Origin of the sequence: Roseibium hamelinense (assembly GCF_007830545.1) — a bacterium.
In the GTDB taxonomy this organism is placed as follows: Bacteria; Pseudomonadota; Alphaproteobacteria; order Rhizobiales; family Stappiaceae; genus Roseibium; species Roseibium hamelinense.
In genome coordinates this window covers 66,958-79,700 of the sequence record NZ_VLLF01000011.1, presented here as the reverse complement: position 1 = coordinate 79,700, position 12,743 = coordinate 66,958, and the positions used below count along the sequence as shown (strand labels likewise).

Here is a 12,743-nt window from a genome sequence, read left to right as displayed (position 1 = left end):
CCCACTTTTCGTGACCACGCTCAAGAAACAGGACAGGATCCGTCAGCGGCCAGATCTTCGACCACCAGTTCCCCAGTCGAAATACCTGACAAGGCGGCGTTGGCTGCTTGCTGCATTTGTGACGTGATAAGATCACGGTTGTTGTCATCCAGCACCCAATCCATGCCGCCTTCCTTCACCCCAAGGACATTCAACCCCGGTTTGAACGTGCCTTGGTCAAACGCGATGAAACTGTCGTAGACGGCGCGATCGACCCGCTTGCGGATCGAGGTCAGGACCTGACCAGGATGAAGCCCGTTTTGATTTGAATCCGTACCAATGCCCAAAACCCCTGTATCGGCAGCCGTTTGCAATACTCCTATACCGGTACCGCCCGCTGCCTGAATAATGACATCAGCACCTGATTGAGCCTGTGACCGCGCCAGTTCACCGCCCCGCGCTGGGTCAGTGAAGGCCGCAGGCGTGTCACCAGCCATGTTGAACAGGACTTCCGTTTCCTGACCTACGGATTTAACTCCTTGCACATACCCGCAAAGGAACCGGCGGATGATCGGAATATCCATACCGCCCACAAACCCGACTGTGCCGCTTTCAGATGCCATAGCGGCCAGCACTCCGCCAAGATAGGCGCCTTCGCTCTCCTTAAACACATAGGAGGCCACATTCGGTGCTTCGACCACCATATCAACAATGACGAACGAGGTTTCGGGAAATTCACTGGCGGCGGCTGCAACTGCATTTGCCTGGTTAAAACCAATTGCCACAACCGGTTCATACCCGCGGCTTGCGAAATTTCTCAGCGCCTGCCGGCTCTGAGCGTCCCGCTCGAGCTCAAATTCACGAACGCTGTTCCCGGTTTCCTGGGTGTATTGCTGGACACCTTGATAGGCACTCTCATTAAACGACCCGTCGAATTTTCCACCCACAGAATAGACAATCGCGGGTTCGGCCTGCGCAGGAGCAGCACTGAAAACAGCGACGGCAATGAACACCGAGGCAAACGTTCGCAGGATCAGCATTGAAACCGCCGTAAGGAGAGAGCAGAAGAGTCTGGCGGCCCGCCCGAAACAACGGGCCGCCAAGCGGATCAGAATGGGCAGGTCTGGTCAGCCATATAGTCGTGCACAACGATTTCGCCGGACACAATCTGGTTGGTCACCTGCTCAACGGTCGCCTTCATTTCATCGGAAATGAGTTCGGCATTGTTTTCGTCAAGTGCCCAGTCGACACCGCCTTCGGCCAGACCCAGAACCTCAAAACCCGGCTCAAACAATCCGTCTTTTGCATCTTCAAAGGTCCGGTAGACAGCGATGTCTACCCGCTTCAGCATGGAGGTCAGAACCGAGCCCGGATGAAGAGCATTTTGGTTACTGTCTACACCGATGCCGAGTTTGCCAGCATCCGCTGCCGCCTGCAGGACACCGATCCCGGTGGCACCAGCCGCATGGTAGACGACATCGGCACCGCGATCGAACTGTGACTTGGCAAGCTCGCCGCCTTTGACCGGGTCGTTCCATGCGGCGCCGGTCGTACCGGTCATATTTTGGAAAACTTCGACGTTTTCATTTGCGGCAAGAGCACCTTGTTTGTAACCGCAGGCAAACTTGCGGATCAGCGGAATGTCCATACCGCCTACAAAACCGACGGTTCCGGTTTCCGATGCCATAGCAGCGAGCATACCAACGATATAGGAACCTTCGTGCTCCTTGAACACGATGGAGCGTACGTTCGGCAGATCGACAACCATGTCGACGATGGCAAACTGCAGATCAGGAAATTCCTGCGCAACTTTTTCCAGGGCATTGGCCTGTGAAAAACCGATTGCGATGATCGGGCTCATACCACGGCGTGCAAAGTTCCGAAGTGCCTGTTCACGCTGGGCATCATTTTGAAGCTCGAAGTCCCGATATTCTATCCCGAAATCTTCCTTGAACTGCTCAGCACCAGTGTAGGCAGCTTCGTTGAACGACTTGTCGAACTTGCCTCCAAGGTCATACAGCACTGCAGGCTTGATCTCGTCTGCATAAGCAGATGCTGCCATGGTAACGCCCGCCAAAAGCGCGCCAATCGTCAGGAGCTTCTTCACTCGTTTGTCCTCCGACACGTGAAACCCGGACCACCCGGCGTTCACTGGTTCCCCTTCAAAAATGCGAGCCAGTCAAGCGGATCGCATCAGCTGATCTCCGATCAATTTGCGCATTTCCCTCACCAGGGTTTCATCCGCAATCAGATCGGTTATGACGCCAGCCCGCAAAGCGGCAAGGGTTGCTTCTGCCTTGCTCTCTCCGCCTGCCAGCGCAATCACGCGCGCACCACGCACATCTTCAAAATGAAGACCAACGGCACAATCACCCAGGCTTGTTGAAGCAAGCGAGCCGTCAATTGTCAAAAAGCGTCCCATCAGGTCGCAAACTGCGCCACTTGCCGCAAGTTCTGCTTGCTCCCGATCCGAGATCATTCCGCGTTCGATGAGATGCCCCTCCGCATCCACCGAGCCAATCCCGATAATAAAAACATCGGAGCGCTGCGCCCGCACAATTAGATCCTGAACACTCCGCTGTGCTAGAAACACATTCTTTTCATCGCGGTTCTCAGCGAAATAGGGCACGGGCAGATAATACCCCTCCCCACCTGTTCGCTCTTGTAGTTTTTGAACAACATCATAAGGGTTCGCTGCCAATGTCCGGGTCAGTGAGCCGCAAATGGACATAATTTCCAGATCTGGGCGCGCAAGCCGCGACATGTCTTCTACAGCGGCTTTCAGTGTGCGGCCCATTCCGACACCAACTCTTTGAACCCCCTCGCTGGACAGCACACCTTCGAGAATATGCGCTGCTGAAGAGGCGACGGCCCGGATTGCAATTGCCTGACCGCCGTCGCCGAGGTCAGGAGCAATGATGCAGCTGTTGAGATGGAAGCGCCTTGCGAGCTCGTCTTCCATTTCGAGGCACTCAACCGGGCGGCCTTCGATCTGGAATTTTACGAAGCCCTCGCGCTGCGCATGCGCAATAAGGCGATGGACTTTGGCTGGCGACATGCCGAGTTGAGCTGCGATCTCACCTTGGGTGCGGCCACCCACAAAGGACAGCCATGCAGCGCGAATCGCCAGATAGTCCGTCCAATCGTGATCGCGCACCTGCATAAGCCCCCTCCACTCGAACGCTGCATTTGAACCCGCCCGGCACAATCCTTCTCAAGCATGCCTTTTCTCGAAATTTACTGCGAACACCCGGCAACAATTAGCCGACACAACCCGAAAAATTCTTCACTTGATGAGGATTTATTCACACACTGCCCGCAAATGGACAGCAGGTCAAGCGGATATGCCGCAAAAAAACTAGGCGAATGATACGTTTTTGACCACTTCGTGACATTTCCATTACAGCCCTGAAACTGCTCACATTTTTACGCTTAGTAACACCCAAGATCTTTCAAAGTATTACTTGATGCCTAGCGATCGGGCACTGTTACCCCCATGTTAATCTCAGATGCACCTTGTGCGCCTTTGAATTTGCCAGCAAAATTAAGATGAATCGCATTGGCACAGGCTTTGCAAAGCTTTTTCCATGCGACAGCTAAGTAGTAAGAACAACGCTGGTGCTTTTGACGAGGAACGAAACGATAAGAATTTCGTCTGCAAAATGAGTCACGGGGAGACGTGCTGAACCGATCGCAGGTTATCGAAGGAGAACCGGATATGCGTCTCGATAGAATACTTCAAGCTGCAGCTGACATACCACGTGTTACTCTGGTATCAGCGTCCATATCAGTAGCATTGCTTGGCGCGTCTTTTGCCCCGGCCACGGCCGACACACATCAACGAAACATCATCACCGGGTATGCTTATGATCCCGCGAATGAAGTAGATGTTGAACTCGTACTTGCCGTAGACATTTCACAATCTATGGATACGGAAGAACAGGAAGTACAGCGTGCCGGGTATGTTGCTGCCCTCACGTCTCCTGAGTTTCTAGAAGCTGTTAAGTACGGACCCATTGGCCGTGTTGCGATCGCCTATATGGAATGGGGTGGTGTCGACGAACATTTTATGGTCGCCGACTGGACTGTCATTCAGGACGAACAGACCGCTGAAGGATTTGCTGCGCAAATCGCGGAAGCCCCGCTTCGGCAGGTACAGCGCACATCAATCGCCTCGGCGCTGGCAAAATCAGTCAGCCTTGTGAAAACCAACCAGTATACCGGACTGCGACAGGTCATCGACATTTCGGGGGACGGCCCCAACAACCAGGGCGGCTCGGTTACAAAAGTCCGGGATCAGCTTATCGCTGCCGGCGTGACAATCAACGGGCTGCCTTTGATGATGAAGTCGTCTTCGAACACCTGGCAAGCCATGTTGAACCTCGACCATTATTACGAGGATTGCGTGATTGGCGGCCCGGGGTCTTTTGCAATTCCGGTCAAATCAAAAGAGGGCTTTGCTGACGCGATCCGCATGAAACTGGTGATGGAAATTGCCGGCCTGACTTTTGAAAAACCGCTGGTTCGCACTGTCGCAGACCGACAACCGATCCGCTGCAATGTCTTTGACTGAGCGCTGACGCCTCACAGAGCATCTCAGGCTGTGAGGCCGAAGTGAAGCTTAACTTCGGAAGCTTCTCCGGCTTTCAGAGAACGGGTTGTCCAACCTTTGCACCGTCTGCGTAATGCGGGTAAACCTGGCTTCATTGAAGTCCGATCCGGAGCCCGCCTGCATGTCGAAAAGACCGGTCCTGGCGCTTATCGCCCATGACGCCAAAAAAGATGTCATGGTGAATTTTGCCATGCGAAATCAAGAAAAGCTATCTGCCTTCGATCTTGTTGCAACCGGAACGACCGGCGGACGCATCCGGGATACTTGCCCAGACCTTTCCATTACGCGCTTGAAAAGTGGCCCACTCGGCGGCGATCAGCAGATCGGCGCAATGATCGCGGAAGGCAAACTCGCCGGACTTGTGTTTTTCGTCGATCCTCTATCCCCCATGCCGCACGATGTCGACGTGAAGGCTCTCATGCGCCTTGCCCTAGTTTACGACTTACCCATGGCATTAAATCTGTCGACTGCCGAAATACTGCTTCGCTCGGCGAGGCTAACCGGTTTAAAAACGACGTCCACAACGCCGGAAGTGAATGCAGCTGACATATGAACCTTCGCAATAGACAACAGACTGCTTTTGCTTTCCCTGTTTTGGTTGCCGATATTGGCGGCACCAATGCACGCTTTGCCCTTGTGAAAGGTCCAGGCAGCCCGACACAAATCATCGGAACAACGGCGACTGCAGATCACGACACCCTGACAGATGCAATAAAATCCTGCGCACTTACTGCAGCAGGCGAGAAACCCAAAACAGCCATAATCGCGGTTGCCGGACCGGTCACCGGAGACCGCATTCCGCTCACCAATGCGGCCTGGGTGATCGAACCGAACGCCATGATTTCCGATCTGGCGCTGGAAGAAGTTGTCGTCCTGAATGATTTCGAAGCCCAGGCACTGGCTTTGCCGAACCTGGAAGGCGAAGATCTTCAACAGATCGGCAGCGGCACACCACTGCCCGCCTCAACTAAATTCGTCCTTGGACCGGGAACCGGCCTTGGTGCAGCTGCGATGATTTATGCCGCGGATACTTGGATCCCGGTGCCCGGAGAAGGGGGGCACGTGGAACTTGGACCCGTCAGTGACGAAGATTTTGCAATTTGGGATCATATCGAAAAAGTCGGCGGACGCATCGGAGCCGAGCATCTGCTTAGTGGGACCGGGATGCCGCGGCTGGCACGCGCAGTGCGTAGCGCGGAACAGGCAGACGGCACATACACATCGGCGGCCGAAGTGACCCAGGCCGCCGATGCAGGTGATCCCGTTGCAGTGAAGACCCTGCGCCTTTTTGCAAAAGCACTTGGACGGGTAGCCGGCGACTTTGCCCTTTCCCTTTTGGCCCGTGGCGGGGTTTATCTCACCGGCGGCGTGACGCCGCGAATTGCCGATTATCTGGTTACTGGTGCGTTCCGGTCCTCTTTCGAGACCAAGGCGCCGCATGAAGCCCTGCTCAGGACAATTCCGACCTTCATTGTCCGTCATCCGAACCCGGCGCTGGAAGGGCTGGCCTGTTATGCAAGGCACCCGGAAAACTTTGCGGTCTCGCTAACGGGGCGGCACTGGCAATCCGCGATTGCGCCACATCGCAGGACAGGCTGATCAGTTGCGCCAGTGACATGGACATGCCCTTAAGTAGCCCTCTGCCAATAGACGACGTCCTCCCGGAATTCTTGTCTGTTCTGGAAACAGGAAATTGCGCGGTGCTGGTTGCAGAGCCGGGCGCCGGCAAAACCACGCGTGTTCCGCTCGCCCTTTTAAACGCACCTTGGCGAGGGGACGGAAAAATTCTCGTACTTGAACCACGCCGACTTGCCGCCCGCGCTGCCGCCCGGCGCATGGCCGCAGAGCTTGGCGAACAGGTCGGGGACACAGTTGGCTACCGCGTCCGCCTTGAAAGCAAGGTCAGCCAAACCACCCGGATAGAAGTCGTTACGGAAGGTGTTTTCATCCGGATGATCCTCGACGACCCTGAACTGACAGGTGTTTCTGCAGTTCTCTTCGACGAGTATCACGAGCGCGCCCTTGATACGGATCTCGGGCTTGCCCTTGCTCTAGATGTCCAAAGTGCGCTGCGCGACGATCTGCGTATCGTGACAATGTCCGCGACGCTCGACGCAAAAGCTGTGGCCAATCTGCTCGGCGATGCGAGTATCATTGAAAGCGAGGGCCGGTCTTTCCCGGTCGAAACGCGCTACATCGGCCGGAAACCCGATCAAAAAATCGAACAGCAGTTGGCTCAGGTTATCCGACTTGCACTCGCGGAAGAAACCGGATCGATCCTGGTCTTTCTTCCAGGGCAAGCGGAGATCCGGCGCACGGTCGAACTGTTAAGCCGAAAACTTCCACCGAACTGCCAGCTAGCGCCGCTCTATGGCGGACTGGACACCAAAGCTCAAGATGCCGCCATTCGCCCTGCGCCGGCGGGAACCCGAAAAATCGTTTTATCGAGCGCCATCGCGCAGACCTCGCTCACGATTGAAGGCGTGCGTGTTGTGATCGACAGCGGTCTGGCGCGTGTTCCCAGGTTTGAACCACAGACAGGATTGACAAGGCTCGCAACAGTTCGGGCCTCACGCGCCTCCGCTGACCAGCGCCGGGGCCGTGCAGGCCGGACCGAGCCAGGTGTGTGCTACCGGATCTGGAGTGAAGCGCAGACAAGCGCGCTTCCTGCCGCAGATACTCCGGAGATCCTGGAAGCCGATCTGTGTGGTTTGATGCTTGACCTTGCCGCTTGGGGCACATCCGATCCTTCGCAGCTCAAATTCATGGATCCTCCGCCTGAAGCCGCCTGGGCCGAAGCGCGTAAACTATTGAGTGCGCTTGAGGCCCTCGACCCGGTAGGGAGGGTGACACACGAGGGCAAACGGCTGGCGGCCCTGCCGCTCCACCCCCGCCTTGCCCATATGGTCCTGAAAGCGGCTGAAGCCGACCAAGCGTGCACAGCCACTCTCCTCGCTGCCCTACTGTCTGAGCCAGGCTTGGGCGGCCGGAGTGCAGACATTCGTGCCAGGCTCCGGCACTTGCGAGACGACACGACACCGCGCGCCCGAGATGCGAAAAACCTCAGTATCCGTTGGTGCAAACTCGCTGGTACTCGGGCGGGCAAACTTGAGCCCGAAACGGCAGGGATCCTGCTTGCGCTCGCCTACCCCGATCGGGTGGCTCAGGCGCGCGGTGCCAGAGGCCGCTACCGGCTTGCAAACGGACGTGGAGCAGAACTTCCGCCGGAGGATGATCTGGCAGGAGAGCCCTTCCTCGTCGTAGCAGATATCCAGGGCAAGGCCGCAAATGGCCGAATTGTTCTGTGCGCTCCGGTCACCTTGAGCGAAATAGAAGAGCGTTTCCACAACCAGATCACCCAGAAGGATGTTGTTCAGTTTGGCAAGGATGGCGGCCTAAAGGCGCGGCGTGTGCGGATGTATGGAGCACTTGAACTGCACTCCAAAACACTCGATACCCCTTCAGGCGATACAATTGAGCGTGCGCTGATCGAGGAAATCCGAAGGCTTGGCATTGATCGTTTGCCCTGGACCAAAGACCAAAAGCGGTTGCGCGGCAGGGTTGCTTATGTGCGCTCCAACGACACGCGGGACCTCCCCGACCTTTCCGACGCCGCATTGCAGAGAAGTCTGGACAGCTGGCTCCTTCCGTTTCTAGCCGGCAAGAAAAGCATCGCTGCTGTTGATCCTGCCTGCCTTGGAAATGCTCTCGCCGCAATGTTGCCGTTCGAAGCTGTTTCGATACTCAACGAAAAAGCCCCTGAGGCATTCACGGCCCCAACCGGAACCCAGGCTGCAATTGACTATGAGGGTGAAACCGGTCCGACCATTTCGATCCGGGTCCAAGAATTGTTCGGCTTGGATGAACATCCAAGCGTGTGCGGCGGCTCTGTACCGCTGACGCTTGAGCTGCTTTCCCCCGCACATCGGCCAATTCAAATCACAAAAGATTTGCCCGGATTTTGGAAAGGCTCATGGGCAGATGTGAAGGCGGACATGAAAGGGCGCTATCCGAAACACCCCTGGCCTGACGATCCGACAGCTGCACAAGCAACCCGCAAAACCAAATACAAGCGCAATTAACCTGGACTTTAGGTCGTTGGCTCATTGAAAGAATGTGATAGCTTCCCGGCAAGGGACGGACTCGATGGAACGGCAGGATATTATCTCAGATCTGGCAACCGCGCAGGCCTTGCCGTGGCGGACGCTGAAATATTGTCTTGAAACGCCCGAAGTCAGCCAGCCGGTTTTCCTGTCAATCCTTCAGCACGCGGCCCATGGACGGGCGGTTTCGCCACTTGAGCAACGGGCAATGTTTTTTGGCGTTCATGTTCTTGGCGCCCAAAAATGCATTGCCGCATTCGAACCGCTGTTCCTTCTGCTAAACGGCGACGAACTCTGCACGGCCGAGTATCTTGGCGATGCGATCGCGGTCTCCATACCGCAGGTTCTCATGGGCTTCAGTGAAAACCGTGCCAAAGACCTGTGGGACGGCATCGGCAACCCGGACCTGGACTGGCTGATCCATGAAGTATTTTTGAACGCGTGGGCCTTTGAGGTTTTGAACGGCCGTTTTCCGATTGGAAATGCGCAAAAACTCCTTTCCGCTTTGCCTGACAATCCTGCCATCGACGATGACAGTCCGCTTTGGTCCGGATGGATGAACACGATTGCAGATCTTGCCTTGAAGGATATGATTCCGATTGTTGACCAATGCCTCGAGAGCGGGCGCATTCTGCAAGGCCCTTTGGGCATCTCGACCGCAGACTATGAAGTTTTTAAAACGGACCTTGCTGAAGCGGCAAAACACAATTCTGACCCGGCCTGGAGGCGGGAAAAAGGCTATCTAACGTTTGCCGGAACAGAAGAGGCGTTCGAAGCTGCACTCCATGTCGCTCCATGGACGTCGCTCGATCCATTTGACACAGCCCAGCCGTTGGCGGCCGAAGAACATGTGCCCTTCGACCGCGAAAGCTGACATCAATCGTCGGAAGCGGCCACAAGACTGGCGTTACCTCCAGCAGCAGCCGTGTTGATTGATACCACCTGCTCAAGCGCAAATCGTGTCAGATAAAGCGGTCCTCCGGCTTTGAAGCCTGTTCCAGACAGTCCCGAACCGCCAAACGGCTGGGTGCCGACAACAGCGCCGATAGTGTTCCGGTTGACATAGACATTGCCGACCGACAAGCGGTCGACCACTTTCTTGACTGTTGCGTCAATGCGGCTGTGAACGCCGAGGGTCAAGCCGTACCCAGTGGCCGCGATGGCATCCAGAACACCATCGATTTTTTTGCTGTCGTAGCGCACCACATGCAGTACCGGTCCGAATACCTCCCGCTCCAGCGCTTCCGGCTTATCGAGCTCCACAATATGCGGGGCAACCCAAGACCCACCTGAAAGCGCGCCTTCTGGAGTTTTGCCGGCAAACCGCAACTTTTGGCTGGCTCTCATCTTTTCGATATGCGTCATAATATTGTCGCGCGCATCGCGGTCGATCACCGGTCCAAGGTCGGTCGATGGCAGACGCGGGTCGTCGAGTTCAAGCTCTCCAGCGGCCCCTTCCAGCATTTTCAAAAGGCTGTCGGCCACATCGTTTTGAACAAACAGCAGACGCAAAGCAGAGCAGCGCTGGCCCGCCGACCGGAACGCCGACATCATGACGTCGTCGCAGACCTGTTCCGGCAGCGCGGTTGCATCGACCAGCATCGCATTCATGCCACCGGTTTCCGCGATCAGAGGGACAATTGGGCCACGTTTTTGCGCCAGCGTTTGATTGATGGCCCAAGCGGTTTCTGTTGACCCGGTAAACGCCACACCGGCAACCCGCGGGTCCTGTGTAAGCGCCGCGCCAACGGAGCCATCGCCTGGCACAAGCAGGAACGCGTCTTCCGGGATACCTGCCTGGAACATCAGCTTTGCGGTTTCATGCGCAATGAGCGGCGTTTGTTCGGCAGGTTTCGCAACAACCGCGTTGCCGGCAACCAAGGCCGCCGAAATTTGACCTAGGAAAATTGCCAATGGGAAGTTCCAGGGCGAAATGCAGACAAACACGCCGCGTCCACGATAGCGATAGCGGTTTTCTTCGCCTGTCGGCCCCGGCATAAGACGTCCTCCGCCGAACAGCCCACGTGCTTCGGCGGCATAATAGCGGCAAAAGTCAACGGCTTCGCGCACTTCCGCAATGCCATCCTGGAGGGTCTTGCCACCTTCCATGCACAGGACAGCCATCAGCCGGTCGCTGTGTTCTTCCAAAAGATCGCCCAATTTGTCGAGGGCCGCGGCACGGTCTTCCACCGGGCGGCGCGACCAGGTCTCAAACCCTTTGCTCGCAACCGCCATGGCCTTGGCCGCCATCTCAGAATCGGCCCAAACCACCTTGCCGACTTCGGTCTTGCCGTCCATCGGCGACAGGACGACAGTTTCCGCGCCACTTGACGCAACGCCTGGAACCATCGGCCGAGCGGTTTCGAGCGGAAAACTTGCTTTGGAAATCCCGTCTATCAGGGCACGCCGCTCTGCCGACCAACCGAACTCAATACCACGCGAGTTTTTCCGGCTGTCACCATACAGATCAAGCGGCAATGGAATGGAGCGGTTGGTGGAGCGGCTGCCGTTTTCCAAGACCTCCGCAGGCCGTTTCAGCATGGAGCCGACCGGAACCGAGCTGTCGCCGACAATGGTGACAAAGGACGAATTCGCACCGTTTTCAAGCAGCCGGCGCACAAGATAGGCAAGCAAATCCTTGTGGCCGCCAACCGGCGCATAGATGCGGCATGGGTAACTATTTCGCTCAGTGACAGACTTGAACAGGCTTTCGCCCATGCCGTGGAGCCGCTGGAATTCGTACCCACTCTTGTCACCTGCCAATTCAGCAACCTGGGCAACCGTCAAGGCGTTGTGGGTTGCAAATTGCGGATAGAGCACGTCGCGCGCGGCCAGCATTTTCTCGGCACAAGCAATATAGGACAGATCTGTCGCTGCCTTCCGGGTGAAGACAGGATAGCCGTCCGCACCATTTTCCTGAGCGTGCTTTATTTCGGTGTCCCAGTAGGCGCCTTTGACAAGGCGGACCATGAGCTTGCGGTTGGTCTGGCGGGCCGCACTGACCAACCAGTCAATTACCTCAACACCGCGCTTTTGATAGGCCTGAACGGCAAGACCAAAACCGTCCCACCCTTCGGTCACCGGGTCGGCCAGAACCGCCGCAATCACATCAAGTGAAATCTCCAGCCGGTCCGCTTCTTCCGCATCGACAGTGAAGTTGAGATCGTAGTCGCGGGCCATTTTAGTGAGTTCAAGCAATTTCGGTAGCAACTCATCCCGAACCCGCTCACCGTTGATGGCCTCATAGCGCGGATGAAGCGCCGAGAGCTTTACGGAAATGCCCGGCCGTTCCGGAAGCGCCCGGTTTCCAGCGGCCCGGCCGATTTCTTTGATGGCATTGGCATAGGACTGGAAATACCGCTCGGCATCGGCCGCCGTTCTGGCTCCCTCACCCAGCATGTCGTAGGAATAGCGATAGCCCTTTTTCTCCTGCGCCCGGGCCCGGTCAAGCGCCTTGCCAATGGTTTCGCCCAGCACGAATTGGTGCCCGAGCAAGCGCATTGCCTTGCGGGTCGCGGTGCGCACTGCCGGCATGCCCATGCGCTTCACAAGAGACGCCAGAATGGATTGCGGCGTGTCACCCGGATGCAAAAGGCGCGACGTGATTCCCAGCGCCCAGGAAGAGGCCGACACAAGCCATGTGTCTGACTTCGGACCACTTGGATCGTCAAACTTCGCGGCGGCGAGTTTGTCTTCGATCAGCTTGTCGGAGGTTTCAGCATCCGGCACCCGCAACAATGCTTCTGCCAGAACCATCATGGCAAGCCCTTCGCGGGTGGTCAGGCCAAACTCCCGCATGAAGTCCTCAACACCGCCAAGGCCAACAGGAGTTGACCGCATGTCTTGGATGTAGCCGGTTGCCGCTTGATCGATCCGGTCTTCACTCTCTTGAGAAAGCGATGTGTCCATAAGCAGCCGTTTCACAAGCGCCGTGTCGTTGGGCGCATAGTCGGCGCGGAATGGCGGGATGCTGGTATTCTCAAGAGCAAGCGCGGCAGCTTGGGCCGATGCGGTCATTCGTAACTCTCCTCCGAAAGAGCGGCAAAGCT

General features: G+C 56.5%; 9 protein-coding genes. 5 read left to right on the top strand and 4 right to left on the bottom strand.

The features are described 5' to 3' along the window. Window positions 1-20: 20 nt before the first annotated feature. The 3 genes from JM93_RS19315 to JM93_RS19305 form a co-directional block, all read right to left on the bottom strand. Window positions 21-1,019: a BMP family lipoprotein gene (locus JM93_RS19315; RefSeq protein WP_145346911.1), complete on the bottom strand. Its 999-nt coding sequence runs from the start codon at window positions 1,017-1,019 to the stop codon at window positions 21-23. A 68-nt stretch (window positions 1,020-1,087) separates the two neighbouring features. Beyond that, entirely contained in the window at window positions 1,088-2,041 is a 954-nt protein-coding gene (locus tag JM93_RS19310; protein ID WP_145347067.1) for a BMP family lipoprotein, read from the bottom strand. A gap of 117 nt (window positions 2,042-2,158) precedes the next feature. Further along, window positions 2,159-3,142 carry a sugar-binding transcriptional regulator gene (locus JM93_RS19305; protein ID WP_196220725.1) on the bottom strand — a complete coding sequence of 328 codons (984 nt, stop codon included), beginning with the start codon at window positions 3,140-3,142 and terminating at the stop codon, window positions 2,159-2,161. 555 nt (window positions 3,143-3,697) lie between these two features. Between JM93_RS19305 and JM93_RS19300 the strand changes: the two genes are divergently transcribed. The 5 genes from JM93_RS19300 (at window position 3,698) to JM93_RS19280 (ending at window position 9,568) form a co-directional block, all read left to right on the top strand. Then, window positions 3,698-4,552, top strand: coding sequence for a DUF1194 domain-containing protein (locus JM93_RS19300; protein ID WP_145346909.1), 855 nt, complete (start codon window positions 3,698-3,700; stop codon window positions 4,550-4,552). A 160-nt stretch (window positions 4,553-4,712) separates the two neighbouring features. Beyond that, the gene (locus JM93_RS19295; protein ID WP_145346907.1) at window positions 4,713-5,144 is read left to right on the top strand and encodes a methylglyoxal synthase; all 432 of its coding nucleotides are present in this window, start codon (window positions 4,713-4,715) and stop codon (window positions 5,142-5,144) included. Beyond that, window positions 5,141-6,190, top strand: a complete 1,050-nt coding sequence (glk, locus tag JM93_RS19290) for a glucokinase (RefSeq protein WP_145346905.1) — start codon at window positions 5,141-5,143, stop codon at window positions 6,188-6,190. The genes JM93_RS19295 and glk overlap by 4 nt, the downstream gene beginning before the upstream one ends. A 17-nt stretch (window positions 6,191-6,207) precedes the next feature. Beyond that, entirely contained in the window at window positions 6,208-8,673 is a 2,466-nt protein-coding gene (hrpB, locus tag JM93_RS19285; RefSeq protein WP_425280836.1) for an ATP-dependent helicase HrpB, read from the top strand. Between the two features lie 64 nt (window positions 8,674-8,737). Further along, entirely contained in the window at window positions 8,738-9,568 is an 831-nt protein-coding gene (locus tag JM93_RS19280) for a hypothetical protein (protein WP_145346901.1), read from the top strand. Window positions 9,569-9,570: 2 nt separating this feature from the next. On the opposite strand, the gene putA is transcribed toward JM93_RS19280, so the two are convergent. Further along, complete coding sequence (gene putA / locus JM93_RS19275) at window positions 9,571-12,711, bottom strand: bifunctional proline dehydrogenase/L-glutamate gamma-semialdehyde dehydrogenase PutA (protein WP_145346899.1); 3,141 nt, start codon at window positions 12,709-12,711, stop codon at window positions 9,571-9,573. Between the last annotated feature and the right edge of the window lie 32 nt (window positions 12,712-12,743).

Coding starts and splice junctions, on each gene's coding strand:
- JM93_RS19315 (WP_145346911.1), bottom strand. CDS start 1,019: ATGCTGATCCTGCGAACGTTTGCCTCGGTGTTCATTGCCGTCGCTGTT.
- JM93_RS19310 (WP_145347067.1), bottom strand. CDS start 2,041: ATGGCAGCATCTGCTTATGCAGACGAGATCAAGCCTGCAGTGCTGTAT.
- JM93_RS19305 (WP_196220725.1), bottom strand. CDS start 3,142: ATGCAGGTGCGCGATCACGATTGGACGGACTATCTGGCGATTCGCGCT.
- JM93_RS19300 (WP_145346909.1), top strand. CDS start 3,698: ATGCGTCTCGATAGAATACTTCAAGCTGCAGCTGACATACCACGTGTT.
- JM93_RS19295 (WP_145346907.1), top strand. CDS start 4,713: ATGTCGAAAAGACCGGTCCTGGCGCTTATCGCCCATGACGCCAAAAAA.
- glk (WP_145346905.1), top strand. CDS start 5,141: ATGAACCTTCGCAATAGACAACAGACTGCTTTTGCTTTCCCTGTTTTG.
- hrpB (WP_425280836.1), top strand. CDS start 6,208: ATGGACATGCCCTTAAGTAGCCCTCTGCCAATAGACGACGTCCTCCCG.
- JM93_RS19280 (WP_145346901.1), top strand. CDS start 8,738: ATGGAACGGCAGGATATTATCTCAGATCTGGCAACCGCGCAGGCCTTG.
- putA (WP_145346899.1), bottom strand. CDS start 12,711: ATGACCGCATCGGCCCAAGCTGCCGCGCTTGCTCTTGAGAATACCAGC.